Source organism: Chitinophaga sp., from assembly GCF_036569185.1.
GTDB lineage: Bacteria > Bacteroidota > Bacteroidia > Chitinophagales > Chitinophagaceae > Chitinophaga.
In genome coordinates, this window is sequence record NZ_DATCRD010000158.1 from 1 (window position 1) to 15,505 (window position 15,505).

General features: G+C 49.9%; 11 protein-coding genes. 1 reads left to right on the top strand and 10 read right to left on the bottom strand.

From position 1 onward, the window contains the following. The 5 genes from VIM72_RS11750 to VIM72_RS11770 form a co-directional block, all read right to left on the bottom strand. Nucleotides 1-745 (bottom strand): glycoside hydrolase family 97 N-terminal domain-containing protein (locus VIM72_RS11750; protein ID WP_332003026.1); only part of this gene is annotated, 745 nt, incomplete at its 3' end. A 2-nt stretch (nucleotides 746-747) separates the two neighbouring features. Then, nucleotides 748-3,090, bottom strand: a complete 2,343-nt coding sequence (locus VIM72_RS11755; RefSeq protein WP_332003027.1) for an alginate lyase family protein — start codon at nucleotides 3,088-3,090, stop codon at nucleotides 748-750. A gap of 18 nt (nucleotides 3,091-3,108) precedes the next feature. Beyond that, nucleotides 3,109-4,851, bottom strand: coding sequence for a RagB/SusD family nutrient uptake outer membrane protein (locus VIM72_RS11760; RefSeq protein ID WP_332003028.1), 1,743 nt, complete (start codon nucleotides 4,849-4,851; stop codon nucleotides 3,109-3,111). Nucleotides 4,852-4,872: 21 nt separating this feature from the next. Next, complete coding sequence (locus VIM72_RS11765; RefSeq protein WP_332003029.1) at nucleotides 4,873-8,142, bottom strand: TonB-dependent receptor; 3,270 nt, start codon at nucleotides 8,140-8,142, stop codon at nucleotides 4,873-4,875. A 199-nt stretch (nucleotides 8,143-8,341) separates the two neighbouring features. Next, nucleotides 8,342-9,385, bottom strand: a complete 1,044-nt coding sequence (locus VIM72_RS11770; protein ID WP_332003030.1) for a LacI family DNA-binding transcriptional regulator — start codon at nucleotides 9,383-9,385, stop codon at nucleotides 8,342-8,344. 203 nt (nucleotides 9,386-9,588) lie between these two features. Between VIM72_RS11770 and VIM72_RS11775 the strand changes: the two genes are divergently transcribed. Further along, a complete protein-coding gene (locus tag VIM72_RS11775; RefSeq protein WP_332003031.1) occupies nucleotides 9,589-10,692 on the top strand; it encodes a LacI family DNA-binding transcriptional regulator in 1,104 nt (367 codons plus the stop codon). On the opposite strand, the gene VIM72_RS11780 is transcribed toward VIM72_RS11775, so the two are convergent. The 5 genes from VIM72_RS11780 to VIM72_RS11800 all read right to left on the bottom strand — a co-directional run bounded on the left by VIM72_RS11780 (nucleotide 10,604) and on the right by VIM72_RS11800 (nucleotide 15,193). Next, nucleotides 10,604-11,830: an MFS transporter gene (locus VIM72_RS11780; RefSeq protein WP_332003032.1), complete on the bottom strand. Its 1,227-nt coding sequence runs from the start codon at nucleotides 11,828-11,830 to the stop codon at nucleotides 10,604-10,606. The genes VIM72_RS11775 and VIM72_RS11780 overlap by 89 nt on opposite strands. 124 nt (nucleotides 11,831-11,954) lie before the next feature. Further along, nucleotides 11,955-13,139: a FecR family protein gene (locus VIM72_RS11785; protein WP_332003033.1), complete on the bottom strand. Its 1,185-nt coding sequence runs from the start codon at nucleotides 13,137-13,139 to the stop codon at nucleotides 11,955-11,957. Nucleotides 13,140-13,188: 49 nt separating this feature from the next. Beyond that, nucleotides 13,189-13,767: an RNA polymerase sigma-70 factor gene (locus VIM72_RS11790; RefSeq protein WP_332003034.1), complete on the bottom strand. Its 579-nt coding sequence runs from the start codon at nucleotides 13,765-13,767 to the stop codon at nucleotides 13,189-13,191. An 83-nt stretch (nucleotides 13,768-13,850) separates the two neighbouring features. Next, the gene (locus VIM72_RS11795) at nucleotides 13,851-14,738 is read right to left on the bottom strand and encodes a DMT family transporter (protein WP_332003035.1); all 888 of its coding nucleotides are present in this window, start codon (nucleotides 14,736-14,738) and stop codon (nucleotides 13,851-13,853) included. Further along, nucleotides 14,735-15,193 (bottom strand): hypothetical protein, encoded by a 459-nt coding sequence (locus VIM72_RS11800; protein WP_332003036.1) that lies wholly within the window; start codon nucleotides 15,191-15,193, stop codon nucleotides 14,735-14,737. Before VIM72_RS11800 ends, VIM72_RS11795 begins: the two co-directional genes overlap by 4 nt. Between the last annotated feature and the right edge of the window lie 312 nt (nucleotides 15,194-15,505).

Genomic DNA, 15,505 nt, shown 5'->3' on the forward strand with positions numbered 1-15,505 from the left:
CAATGGTATTGGGCTTTCGCTCATCCAATGTAAATTTCGTTCTTGAATAATCCGTCATCTGTGCTTCTGCAAGGCATACAAACTTTCCATCGGGCAGCTGCAGGGTTAGGGGGCGCTCGCTATTGTCGGGCCACTGGCTCAACGGCAGCAGGCGATACGGCGCCTGTGCCCAGCTGGCATGCCATGCCCGTGTTCCTTCCGGCAAGGTGAAGTTTGTATGCTCTGCGGTAACCCGGTAATAGGTTCCTTTTTCATTTTCCGGGAAGAAATAGCGCAGGGCAATCCCTTCATTATAAGCTCTCAGCTCCACATCCATATTGTAGATGGGATTATCATCCTTTACCAGGTGAATAACCGCTTCGTTGAAATGATCCCTGATAAGTTGCCTTTCTCCATACACCGGCGCCCAGGTGGTATCCTGCGTTCTTTTGGAAATACCTTTCACTGCCAGGTTCTCACACCAGACGGCATGATGGTCTACTTTCAGCGCCATGGCGTTTTCACTGAGATGGTTGTCCAGCTGTATATCCAGCAGCGATTCCAGGATCAGCGGCGTATGCTTATAGCTCACGGTATAATACATCTGCCTTCGTTGCGCTGCATCCTGGCGCTGGTAAAATTGTACTTCGTAATTTTTATCGGGCGACAGTAACACCACCCGGCTTTGTTCAATAATGTTCTCCTGCGCTACCGCTGCTATTACGAGCAACAGGCTTAATCCCAGGCTGACGATTTTTCTATACATCTTTATAAAGGATTTATGACAATTCTGGAGGCTGGCTGTTTATTCAGCTGTACCATATACACCCCTGCGGGCAACTTTTTATCCAGCTGCACGGTTACTACGCCGGAGGCATTCTTTTTCACCAATTGGTTGTGCACCGTTTTACCGTTTATATCGTATACGGATATACGCAAATCACGTTGCCGCAATGTTTTGTTTACTCTTACATAAAATTCATGACCGTTTACCGGGTTGGGATACAGCAGTGCTACATCCGCTGCGCCGCTGTTAAAAGCGGTATCAACAGGCTTTTTAACAGCCAGCGAATCAGCGCCGGCCAACGATCCCAATACCACCGAGAGGTAATCGAAGGTAGCGGTGTTCATAGTGGTGAGACTGCCAGAGCTTACGGCCATGCCAATGTAGTAATTGTTGTTCATAGTAGCATTAGCGGTGCCCACTACCAGCCAGTGAACGCCGTCGGTAGATTCGTATGCGGTGAAGGTGTTACCACTGCGGCTAAGCCGGAACCAGGCGGGCAGCCAGGTATAATCGTTGCCACCGGTCCATGTCATATTGCCGGCGGTAGTGGTACGCGCACCGAATGCAGCCTGCCGCGCGCCGGCATCGCCCAGTTTCATGAACAATGTTTTTGCGCCCGGATCCAGCGATTCGCGGATCATAATGCCTGTTTTACGCAGCGATCCTCCGAAAGCGGAAAGTCGTGCGGTGACGGTGGCATTGCCACTCACATTTTTATACGTAAAAGCGCATACATCGGCAGTGCCGCTGATATCTGTTCCTGCGCCGGTAAGCATAAAGGTATTGCCGGCTACTTCCGCAAAGCTGCTGGCGCCGGCGGTAATGCCAGTGCCGATGTCCTGCCGGCCCCAGCCTGCAGGCAGGGTAGCGGAAGCCGCCTGTGGCGCTGCATTCACCGGGGATGTTTCGCTGCCGGGGCCCGATTGGTTAATGGCCGATACCACGTAATAATAAGTATTACCATTGGTAACGGCGCCATCACGATAGGCAGGCGTGGTGTTATCTGTCCAGGAGGCAATAGTCGTATAGGGGCCACCGTTAGTAGTAGCTCTTTTCACCACGTAGCCCTGCGCTGCATTACCCGGAGGCGCCGTCCAGTTCAGCCATACCTGCGATACGCCGGCGGTAGCGGTTAAGCCCGAAGGCGCTGCAGGCGGCGGCAGCGGCGGATAAGCCGAAGCTGTTGCATCCAGTGTAAAAGCCAGGGTGCCATATCCGAAATGGTCGGCGCTGCCATGTTCAGGCCGCATCAGCTGGGCCATGGCTTTTGTGTTGGGCGCGCTCAATCCTTTTCTCACTACATAGTGATTATAGATCATTTCCCAAATGGGCCGGTCGTCCAGCCGCCCCCTCCCGTTGATGGATACCCATCGCTGGTTGGCATTTTTACAGTTATTATAACCCGTATAAGGCACTTCGTTCCAGAGATTCGTTTTGGCTACGTATTCAGCGCCTGCCAGCAGGCGGTTATTATCATAGCTGTAAAGATCCAGTCCCTGGTTCCAGGCTACTTCGCAAACGCTGGCCAGCAGCCCAACGCCTAATTGCGCATGCTCCTGGTCGCGCCCACTCTCCTGCCATTGTCCCAGGCCGCCGGGATGCAGCGTATATACGGCATTGGCAATACTGCCCATGCCAGCGCCGGTTTTATAATAGTTAATGGCTTCGTTATATTTCGCGGTATCATCGCATAATACGCCTATGGTAAGGATAGCGCCTATGTTACAGGCATCCCAGTTGGCCCAGTAGTTACTGATACAAGCCCCGTTATGATTGGTAAGGAAGTTATGACATACGGGATACCAGTAAGTAATCATCATGTCTTTAAAGCGGTTAAAATCCGCGGTAGCCCAGCGCGGACAAATCCTCAGCAACTCCCCGGCCAGCGCAAACTCAAAAATGGGAATGCCGCTCAGGCCCGGGATATCCGTTCCGGTGGGCACCTGGTTTACGGCGGCCGACCAGCCGTTACAGATCCTGATGGCGCAATCGGCATAACTGGTGTCGCCGGAAATATACCAACGCAGCGCATTCAGGTATGCGGCATGCGCATCTGCTGAAGCGCGTTGCCGGCTAACGCCCATATTGGCGCGGGGCGCTGCCGTATAAGTGTTCTGCGCCTTCGGATCGGTGATTAACAGGTTCCAGTCGTCAATCCACGGATGGGCGCCAGCCGCTACTTTGGTTTTCATCCGGTCAAGGTCTGCCTGAGTATGCAAACCGCCGGGATGCACAAACGGCTGTGCGCTCACACGGATACAGATGCTGGTCAGCAGCAACAGGAAAGAAAAGATACGCTTACAAAAAACAGGGCTTGTTTTCATAACTATGGAATTAAATGGTTATTCCCATCCCGGGTTTTGTTTAAGTTGAGGGTTTAACTGGATCTGGTTAGTAGGTATAGGAATCAAATAGTTTTTCTCGGTGAACTTCCTTTCACTCACCGGGTCGGCCAATACATCGCCATCAGCAGTAAGCGCCGGCGCCTTGGGATATTTGGCGGCAAACTCAGTACCTGCCCAACGTACGCCCAGTAGCGGCTTGGTTAGCTCAATATGCGCAATATGCCAGCGCTTCAGGTCATCCATCCGCTGGCCTTCTCCCTGTAATTCCACAGCCCTTTCCCGGCGTATTTCTTCCTTCATATCCAAACCGTGCAGCGCTGCAAAACTGTTGCTCAGCTTAGGCATATTAATGCTGCCGTTCACCCGCAGCCTTACCAGGTTCAGCGACCTGTCAAGATCCGCATCGGAGATCATGCCATTGCGTTCATATAAAGCCTCTGCATAGTTAAGATATACTTCTGCCAGTCGCAGTACCGGGTAATCATACCCTTCCTGGCTGTTGGGCACTTTTCTTTCGGCTGCCCATTGCTGGTTACTGTACGCGGTAATATCGTTGGTCCATGGATCAAACTTCGGGCGCGCATTGGCCACATCGGCCGCGCTCCAGTCCCAGTTGATATGCCAGTTGGTAGCGTTTTGCCAGTAAAGATAACCGGGAATCATCATAAAGTAACGCATGCGGTTATCGCGGTGCTCGTATTCGGAGGTCATTTTAGCGCGACTGAAACCCGTTGCCGTTTTATTGATCGGCAGGCCGTCGCTGCACAGGTACATATCGGCCATTTTACGGCTCATATCTGCGCCCAGGGCGCCAAAGGAAATCTGGTTGGGAATTGTTTTCAGCAGGTTGTTGGACTCGTAGCGCACCGCCAGGATGTATTCGTTGTTCAGCGCTTTGGTAACGCCTGCGGGGTTGGATTTCTGGTTCTCCAGGATGAAGAGGTACTTCAATGCAGAGTCGCCCAGTACAGCGGGTTTGAACAGGGAGAACTGCGCGCTGGAAATCACCGCATCGGAATTGGCGATCGATTTGCTCAGCAGCGCATTATACCTGCCTGCGTCTCCGTTCCGGTACTTCTGCCAGGTGCCTTCGTACAAACAAACCCTTCCCAGGAAAGCCTGTGCGGCCTGTTTACTGATACGGCCCTTATCTGCATCGCCAATGCTTCCTTCCAGGGGAAGATCGGGGATGGCGGCTTCCAGGTCGGAAATGATAAAATCTATCGTTTCCTCGCGGGTATTGCGGGCTGCGGTCAATTCCGGGGAAGCGGTGGTTAAAACATCTTTCACTAAAACCACTCCGCCATAGGAAGTGAACAGTTTATCAAAATATACATAGGCCCGGAAAAATTTTGCTTCCGCCACATACTGTTTCAATTCCGCCGGGTTGGGGTACCCGTTGGCTTTTGCCAGCAGGTAATTGATATTGCGGATCCATTTATAAGCGTCGTTGTAATTGATATCGTTGGAAACGATGGTATTTGTTCCGCGGGCAATGGCGCCACGATCGGCGGTCAGATCGGAGCCTGCATGCCCATCTCCATTACCATTACTGAAAGAGCGCAGGTAGTTATAAAAAGTATTCGCGGCCAGTTTAAAATCGTTGGGCTTGCGGTAAAAATTCGTGTCCTGCACGGCATCCTTCGGTTGCAGATCCAATGCGCTTTTACAACCATAAGGCGTGGTGGAGAACAGGTAGCCTGCCAATACCAGTGGAATATATTTAGAGATCTTTTTCATGTCAGTGCTTTTTTTGTGGAACTAGAAGGTAACGTTTACACCAAAGGTGATGAGGCGGAAGAAAGGATAGCGCTGCGCGCCACCGGATACATCGGAAGTTTGCTCAGGATCCCATTTATCTTCCACCCTGGTGAACTCCCATATATCGTTGGCAGATACGTATACCCGTAACCGTTGCATCTTTATACGTTTTGATAATTCGGGCGAAAGCGTATAGCCGAGCACGATATTCTTCAGGCGGATATAAGCCCCGTTCTGCATAGACCAGTCGGAGATCTGGTAGTTGTAAGCGGCGTAGTTGCCAAAGCCTTTATTGGTAGCAGTGGTGAGAATGGGTAATTCCGCGTTGGGATTATCAGGCGTCCAGGTTTTACCTACCCACCAATCCGCATGGCCCTGCCAGATAGTGCCAAATGGCGTGCTCCAGTCGGAGCGGCGGTAGATCTGTTGTTTGGCAACGCCCTGGAATACTGCGCTGAAATCGAAGCCATTCCATTCGCCGCCAAAATTGATGGCGTATACATAACGGGGATCGCTTCTGCCCAGGTACACTACATCCCCGTCAGGAATGGGATTGCCGCTGGCGTCTTTCTTTCCCAGTAAATACTGGTTAGCACCCGCATTAGTCAATCTGCCATCTCCATTAATATCTTTAAAACGGTTAATTCCCTTGATCATCTGCGTGGCGCCCGGCATATTGGGAATACTGCTTCCCGGCACCAGGGCGGCGTAATCCGCGGCTTCCTTATCAGTTTGGATACGGCCATCATACTTAAATCCGAAGTAGGAGTTCAGGGCATATCCTTCCAGGTTTTGTTTGCCTGCGGCAACAATATTGGCGCCGCCATAGTTTATCAGTTTATTGCTGTTATCCGTGAGCGTTCCATTGATATAGTAAGATACTTTTCCGATCTGGTCTCTCCAGCCGATAGACATTTCCCAGCCCCATACCTTCAGCGAACCTATGTTGGCAGAAGGCGCTACAGCGCCCAGTACGGCAGGATATACCTGTGGAAGCAGCATGTTGTTATTCTGTTTCCAGAAGTAGTCGAAAGTGCCGTAGAGATGATTGTTAAGCACGGTAAAGTCTACACCTATATTCTGGTTATGCACTTTTTCCCAGGTCCTGTCCAGGCTTACGAGGGTATCTTTGGGGCCCGCCACCACAGCCCGGGAGCTGTAGTTGCCCAGTATAGCGCCCTGGCCAAAATTCATGCGAACGAGGTAGTCGTACAAACCTATGCCCGACTGGTTGCCCACTGTACCTACTGAGCCACGCAGTTTTAACTCGTTCACGAATTTTATATTGCGCATAAAATTTTCCTGGGAGATGCGCCAGCCGGCAGAGATACCGGAATAAAATTTCCAGCGGTGGTCTGCATCAAACCTGGAGCTACCGTCGTAGCGGCCATTAGCTTCAAAAAGATACTTATCCTTATAGGCGTAATTGAAGCGTCCAAATGCGGAGCCGATGGCCCATTCTCCTATGCTCTCCGTATTGGAGCGGGTGGTGTTGTCGCCAAGACCAAGATTCAGCGCCGGCACATCATTGCTGGCCAGGTAAGTGGTGGTGGTAGAAAAAAAGTTGCTCTGATCGCGCTCATAGTTGATACCTGCCACCACGGAGAAATTATGTACTTCTTTTAATCTCTTTTTATATTCGAGATAAGCATTGGTATTAAAATAAACGTCTCTCAGCTCTCCCCTTGTGTAGGAAGATTGATCCTGTGAAGGATTATCAAGGTATTGATAGCTTTCCGAATAGTTATAGATACCGGATATTGATTTGTACTGGTTCTTTGTGCTGATAGAGGTCCAGTTATACCCCACAGATCCTATCAGTTTTAAATCACGGGCGAGGGTGAAATCGAGCCGGGTATTGGCAAACACGCGGCTGTTGTAGGTTTTCGACTCTCCTCCCAGTTCCAGCAGCCAGTTACGGGCCGGTTGGGTGCCCCAGGCGTATGGTTTACCATGAATGGTAGCTACCGGGAAACCGGGCTGCGAGCCATAGTTGATCTCTCCCTGGCGGGTAGGCACTATTACATCATTCTTCTCCATGGAAACATTGGTATGCATATTAAACCAGGGCGCAAAGGTATAGTCGTGCGAAAAGCGCACATTATATCGTTTATTGGAGTTCTGTCCCCATTTGAGCATACTGCCGTCGTCCATATAACCGAGCGATAAACGGTAGCCCATTTTATCAGTAGCGGCCGACAAGCTGAGATCATGCTGGGTAGACATAGCCCTTCCGTTGCCCCAGAGGATATCTATGGGGTTGGTATCAAAAAACGTATAGTCTTTCACGTCAGTAAAGCCAATGGTTTCCCCACCAGCCAGGTATTCCGGGGTGTTTTTATCGATGAACAAACTATCCGGGCGGTTGATCCATGCCCTGGCATATTTGGTCCAGATCCAGTTTTCGTCGGGCACCCCGCCGGTAGAGGCATTGGAGATTGCCTGGAGCAGGTATTGCCCGTACTGATCACTGTTGAGGAAAGTGGGTTTGAGCCCCATTCTTTTCTGCGATACAGAGCCGTTGTACTGGATAGAAGGCAACCCGGCTTTCGCTCTTTTAGTGGTGATGAGCACTACGCCGCCGGCAGCGCGTGCGCCGTAAATGGCGGCTGCCGCATCTTTCAGGAACGACATATTATCTATATCCGACGGGTTGATGGAATTGAGCACGCCGGTGCCCTGCATAGGAATTCCATCCACTACCACCAGTGGTTCCGTACCGTTGGTAGAAGTGGCGCCTCTCATCTGGAAGTTCCATCCTTCCTGCCCGGGGGCGGCAGCCCTGCGTGTAACGATCACGCCAGGCACCTGTCCCTGCAGGGATGCCAGCGGGTTGGATACCACGCCGCGGTCCTGGAATACCTTTGAATCCACGGTGGCAATGGCGCCGGTTAAAGTGGCTTTCTTCTGCTGTCCGTAACCCACCACTACCACTTCATTCATATTGCCATTATCTATGGCCAGCTGAATGGCGAGGTTGCTGCGGTTGCCCACAGGCAGCTCTATTGTTTTAAATCCTATACTGCTGATCACGAGGATATCTGTGGCGGCGGCTTTCACGCTGAAGCGACCGTTTACATCCGTAGCAGCGCCGGTGTTGGCGCCTTTCACGCGGATGGTAGCGCCTATTACCGGTTCATGCTTTACAGCATCCGATACAGTGCCTGTTACCGTTTTATGGTCTTGTGCAAAAACGAAGGATGGGATGCCCAACAGCAACATGCAGGGCAGCATACAAAGAAAAACGACATGGCTGTAAAATCGTTTCATAACGGGATGGTTTTATCTTTTAATAAATTAAATAATGCGATGACGGGTAGTTACCCCTTTTCAGGCTGGCATGGGAGCCTTTCCATTCCTGGTTGTTGCATATTTTAGTTTTTGATCAGTAACGTGAATAATATGTTGTTTGCAGATAACCTATGATTAATCGATTAAGTACCATTTTAAAGCAAACGTTTGCATTTATCTATACAGATGAATATTTTTTGCTGCCGGTCTTTAAAGACGATTCCCTGATCACAAGCCTGGTGGGCAATACCACTGTTGTGGCGCGGGAGTTACCGGCCATATCCGCCATGGACGCCATGAGCATTTTCATCACCTGTCCGGATATTTCCTGCACGGGTTGTGCAACAGCCGTAACGGCAGGAGAAAACAGGGAGAAGTGGGTATTATCATCAAACCCTACAATGCCCATATCAGCGGGTATTTTTTTATGCAGGCTGTTGATGGCGTCCAGTCCGCTGATGGCGAGGTAGTTAGTGGCAAATAATACACCGTTCATGTCTTTATGCTGTTTGATGAACATTTTGATCTTTCCTGCGATCTTTTCCGGTGGAAGACGATAAGGGATCTTCAGCACCCGTGGTTTGAGCCCTTCTTCTCCCATTGCAGCGGCGTACCCGGCGAGGCGGTCGCTCATCTGTACCTGGGTGGAATCCAGCGTTACCAGGCCTATATGCCGGAAGCCCTGATCCAGCAGGTGCCGGCAGGCCTGGTAGGCCCCATTGAAATTATCGACCACCACGTTTACCGTTGGCAGTCCAGGGAAATACCTGTCGAAAAGGATCACCGGCAACTGGTCGTTGATCAGCGCCTGCACATCTTCTTCAATACCCGGCGCCGGCGCAATGATATAGCCGTCTACCTGTGCATCACGAAACACTTTTATTAATGCCTGCGTAATGCGCGTATCATTTTCCGTACTGGAATAAAAGATCTTATAGTCAAGCTGGCTGGCTATTTTTTCCACCTCCCTCGCGATACTTGAAAAGAAGGGATCGGCAATATCTTCCACCAGCATCCCAATGGTTTTGCTTTTACCGGTGCGCAGGCTTTTAGCCACCATATTGGGCCGGTAACCGGCCTGCCGTGCAAAAGCCAGTATCCTTTTTTCCTGTTCGGCGCTGATACGTTTTTCCTGTGCCTTTCCATTCAGCACATAGGAAACCGTAGCGGAGGATACATTTAATTGCCGGGCAATGTCATGAATAGATATCTTCTTATACACCTGGTTGAGCTTAATCGATTATGCCATTGTTCTAAAAAAAAGGAAATCAGGCATTCCTCTTCCCCGGCCGACTGTAAAAAGTTAGTCAGCAATAACTGATTTTCTAATTTAACTGTCAAATTAACACTTATATTTGAACCAGTATAGCCAACCGGGCAATTTATTAGGGCAAACGTTTGCATTACACTTTCAACCGCCTCGTTATGATAAAGCAACCCATTACGATTAAAGACATCGCCAGGTCGCTGGGCCTCTCCTTTTCCACCGTTTCAAGGGCGCTGAAAGGAAGCTACAAGATCAGCGATGCTACCCAGCAACTGGTAAAGGATTATGCAGCCAAACATAACTACCGTCCCAATCTCATGGCGCAAAGCCTGAAGAATAAAAAAAGCCGCTGCCTTGGCATCGCCCTCAGCAGTATTCCCAATAATTTTTATGCGGAAGTGATCAGCGGTATAGAATCGGCCGCCTATAATAAAGATTACCTGGTGATGATCACCCAGAACGATGAATCTTATGAGAGAGAAATAAAGAACCTGGAAAACCTTTCCTGGCGGGCGGTAGACGGGCTCCTCCTCTCCCTCTCGGGCGGCACCGCCGATATTGCGCATATTCAACGCCTGCACGATCACGGGCTTCCTATTGTTTTATTCGACCGCGTTACAGACGCCATCAATACCCACCGCGTAATTGCAGATAATAAAGGCGGCGCGTTCAACGCCACCAGGCACCTGCTGGAACGCGGCTTCCGGCGCATTGCCCACCTCACGGGCGCTCCCGGCCTCTCTATTACGCGGGAGCGACTGCAGGGATACCAGGACGCCCTCCGGGCGCATCAACTGCCTGTACATGACCATTATATAAAATACTGCAACGCCTGTGGCAACGATATCCCGGAAACCGAAAATGCTATCCGGGAGCTGCTGTCGCTGGCAACACCGCCGGACGCCTTACTGGTAGGATCCGACCGGCTCACTATGCGTTGCTTCTCCATACTGCACGAACAAGGCATACAGATCCCCGGGCAAATGGCCCTGGCAGGATTCAGCAACTTCAGCTCCCCTGAGCTGTTGTCGCCCTCCCTCACCACCATCCGGCAATCGGCTTTTGAAATGGGCAAAATAGCTGCAGAACTGCTGATAGACCTGATAGAGCGAAAACGCCCGCCCTCTACGTTTGAAACAAGGATATTGCCTACACATCTCTGCATCCGCCACTCTACTGCAACGCCACTTCCCGCTTCCTGTACAGCAGGAACACCCGGTACATCACCAGTGCGCTCACCAGGACCAGGAATATATAACTAAAAGAAAGGTGCCTGCCATCTTTCGCCGGCAACGTATATATAAGGCCGTAACTCAGCATGGATACAATCACGTAACATAAACCACCCGTAAGGCCGCCGGCAATACCGGCATTTTTGGGAAATATCTGCAAACAGAAAGTGAAATAATTATTGTAGGTAAAGCCTGCGCCCACATGCACCAGGAACGCAAACACCAGTATAGTCCACAACCCGCCGTACACGGAAAACGTGACCAGCAACAGTAATGCCGCCACCAGCTGTAGTCCCACATTGATGCTCATCTTCTTTACAAAAGGTTTATTGATCATCCCCTTACCCAAAAATCCGCCCACCATCCAGGCAAACCCCAGGAACAGGGAACAATAACCGGTTATTACGGGCGACAAGCCAAAATGGTGCTCAATAATAAATGGGCCCGACATATTGTATACCATCACCATGGAATAGGCCAGTCCCAACATCACAATGCCAAGCGTAAAACTGCCGGTACGGATCATGGTATAGTAAATAGACAGGATCTTCACCGGGTGGAACGGCGTAGTATGCCGGATGGTTTCACCACTGAATAGCAACTCCAGCAGCAACAACAAAGCGGCAAAACCACCCAGGAAATAAAAGTTGGATTCCCAACCAAAGGTCACCTCCAGGTACCCGCCAATGAAAGGCGCTATGATGGGCCCGGTAGACCAGATGATCGTAAAAAGGCTGAGATAATGTTTTAGCTGTTCCCCCGAATACAGATCCACAATAAATGCCCGCTTGCTTACTACCATGGCGGCAATGGTAATACCATGCAGCACCCGCATGGCGTAAATAACATAAATATTATGTGTGTTGGCAATGGTAACGCAAGACGCGCAAAAGATGAACATGGCCACCAGTGAGATCCGGTACCGGCCAAAACTATCCAGCAGCCCGCCAATAAAAAGCTGCGACAAGCCATAGCTGATCAGGAAAAGGCTCAGCGTGAGCTGGGCCTGGCTGTTGGAAATACCCAGGGCGCTGGTCATACCCGGTAAAGAGGGAATATAAATATCCGTGGCAAACCCCGACATGGGGATCATGGCAAAAGCCAGCAGGGTGGCTATTCCTATATTCCTGTCCTTTATTCTTTGCTGCTTAACAATGCTGTTGGTCATATTACAGTTGCTGGTGATTCAATCACCGCAAAATTACAGCATCCAGGGGCATTAATCAACTTTACCGCATCCGGCGGCATTTTTCAGGATAATAATGGTTGATTGGTTTTTGATTTATGGAAAACTATGGCATTACTATTAATTTCTTATCTTCTATCCGGTAATGAACTCCCATTTTTGCCAGCACCACAAGTGCCTGCGATAAACTCAGGTCCCTTTTTATTTCCCCGCTGAATATGATATCCGGTATGCCTTGTTCATACACGATGCTTACATCGTACCACCTCGACATCTGCCTCAGCACCTCGCTGAGAGGGGCGCGATCAAACCGGAACAACCCGTTTTTCCAGGCCATTACCGACTCTACATCCGCGTCATTAATGATGTTCATCCTCAGCTCATTTTTGATCTGGGCCTGTTGCCCCGGCTTCAGCATAGCCGTTTGTTGCTCGTGGAACATGATAATACTTCCTTCCAGCAAAGTGGTACGGATACTCTGTTCATCCGTATAGGCGTTTACGTTAAAGCTTGTTCCTAACACTGCTATGGAGGCCTTGCCATCCACATCTACCATAAATGGCTGTTCTTTGTTCTGTGCCACCTCAAAATAAACCTCTCCCACTACCTTTACCTTGCGGTAATGATCCGTAAATGCGGTAGGATAAGTAATACTGGATGCAGCGTTGAGCCATACCACCGTACCATCCGGCAACTGCAGCTGGTACTGGCCTCCACGGGGCGTGGTAAGGGTATGATGCTCTGCCTTGCCGGCGTTGCCTTTATAGTTCAGTTTACCGCTGTTGTTGCTTACATGGAAGTTCCCATTATCTACAATGTTGCCCCGGGCGCTGTCCAGCAATATTTCCTCGCCATTGGCCAGTTGCAGTATAGCGCGACTGGAACCGGAAAGGATCTCACCGGATGGCGATACGTTCTCTGCAAACGACGGCGTTTTTTTCTTAGGCGGGTTTAGCAGCCATACTGCTGTGGCAGCCACGGCTATGATCAGTACTGCCGCTGCCGCATAACGCCACCAGGAAGGCATGCGGCGAACCGGTGTTTCCGTGTGAACCGGCTGCACAGTGGCTACCAGCCGCTCCAGGATCCGCCGGCTGGCTTCCGCTGAAATGGCAGGCGCTTCTGTAAAAGATTCGTTGTACACTTTCTGCAGCAACGCATCCAGTGCAGCATTATCTTCAATAGCGTTTTCCTTCAACCGCTCAAACAATTCCTTGCTTTCCGGCTCCGAAATACTACCGTCCAGGTACTTTTGAAGCAGGTCTGTTTCAGAAAATTTATTCGGCTCCATAACAATAAGACTAATGAATAAAACAAATGGGTGGATGCGATGGGAAAAATTATTTCAGCGATACCAGGAGGATCAGCAGCGAAATATCGCCATGCTCCAGCAGGTATTCCTTAATTGATTTTACCGCCAGCGACAAATGCTGTTTAAACGTATTACGTGAAATATGCATTAAGGCAGCTGCCTCTTCATAGGTTTTGCCCTGCTGGCGGCAAAGGATAAATGCTTCCCGCCGTTGCGGAGGCAGGCTGTTCACCGCTTTACTGAGCAGTTCCTCATACTGCTTCGCTTCCACATTGTTCATTAAAGTCTGGTCGTTGATGCCCAGGGAAACCCGGTGCATCACTTCGTCACGAATGGTATCATACAGGGAGATCCGGTTCAGCTGCGTGAGCGCCGTGTTACGGGCCAGGCGGTACAGGTAAGCCTGGAACGACAACCGTATATCCAGCTGGGCCCTTACTTCCCATATCTTCAGGAAAACATCATGTACCAGGTCTTCAGTAAGTATAGGATTCTTGGTAAACTTCAGCAGGTAATTATAGATGCCGCCATGGTATTGCTGGTAAATGGCCGTAAATGCCTCCTGGTCACCAAGAGAAAGTTGATGTAGTAATTCCTGTTCGTTCATAATATCATTCTATCCTGGAACCGTTCACATGACGGTGGGTAAATTAAACATTAATTACCAGATTTAATAGCCGCAACAACGATCTATTGTTTCACCCGTTTTGAGCTTAACCAGATACCGGCCAGCACCAGCAGGCCGCCGGCCATCTGCCAGGGAGTAAAAGTATCTTTCAGGAAGATCACAGCAATCAGTGCACCGATCACGGGGTTCAGGTTCAGGAAATTACCCACCTGGGCAGCTGGCAAACTTTCCAGCGCCTTGTTATAAAGGAAATAAGCCAGTGCAGAAGCAAATACCCCCAGGTAGATAATTCCCCCCCATGCCTGCCCGGATATTCCCGGCATACCATGCAGGTAGAGTTCCACGCCGGCCACCGGTATTAAAAAGGCTGATCCTATAAACGTGCTCACCGCCGTGGCTAACAGGGTATCTGTATCTTTCAGGCTTCTCGATAACAAAGTATACGCGCTCCAGCAACAAACCGCCAGCAGCATCAGCGCGCTGCCGCGCAGGGTATGCGTTCCCCCGGTATTCCCTACAAACCCTACCAGCACCACGCCCGTTACACATAAGACGATGCCGGCAATACTTCTGCCGCCAATATGCTCCTTTAACAACAAGGCCGCCGGTATAGCGATGGCCACCGGTATTAATCCCTCTACCAGTGCACCGGTGGATGCCGGGATATACAGCATAGCCGAATTAAAAAGACCATAATATACCGTAATGCCCAATATGCCCATTACTGCCAGCTTTTTATAAGGCAATTGCTGCGGTACTTTTTTCCGCTGGCGCAGGTAAAACGGCAACAGCAACCCGCAGGCCACTATATGCCGCAGTGCAGCAAACAGGTAAGGCGGCACTTCCGCCACCACCGTTTTGGTGACTGTAAAGGAACTGCCCCAGATGAGCATCACAAACACAATACTGATAAAGCCTTTTGTACGTTCCGTTGCCGCTGTTTTCATCATAAGTCTGTATGCTTCACTTTCCGCATAATTTGCCAGGCCGCCCATAACCAGCCGGATGTTATAGTTACGATCAGCAATAAAGCAGGCAATACCAGCATGATCTGGTAAAACGTTACATGAAACCCGTTGTGAAGGATATAAACAATGGTCCAGTAAAGGATCACGATCAGGCTGGTAAGCAGGCCATACTTCGTTCCGGCAGCCAGATATTTTTCAGGACGCTCTAAGATCCCTGCTGCTGCCTTTCCCCCCAAAAAATAAGTGATCCCAAAAAGAAGTATAAAAAAGATCAATACCTCCGGGTTCATCTGCGCATCTATAAAAAAGATCAGGCCATTTGCCCAGTTACCTCCTGCTTCTGAAAAAAACCAGGAAAACTCCAGGATGGCCATTGCCACCACCAGCGCAATGATCGCTTTTATTCTGCCAATTTGTTTTGCGGTGTCGGATGTCATTTTACCGGGGAATTTATATGCCGGGGAGTAATTTATAAAATTACGCCGACATTCTGCGGTTATCATCATGCAAAGGGGCTTCGGGCCGGCTGACCTGAAAACCTTTTGCATATTGACTACAGCGGCAATTGTAACCAACCGCGCATGGGCTGTATGTTACAACACGAATCAGTGTCTTGATTCAGAATTTACTTTACATGTTAGGAGTTAACTATGATTTAATTAAATTACTAACATGAAAAGAAAATCCGGAGCACCACCCATTTATTCAGACAGCTTGAAAATTACTATCGCCCGCGAGTATCTGTCTGG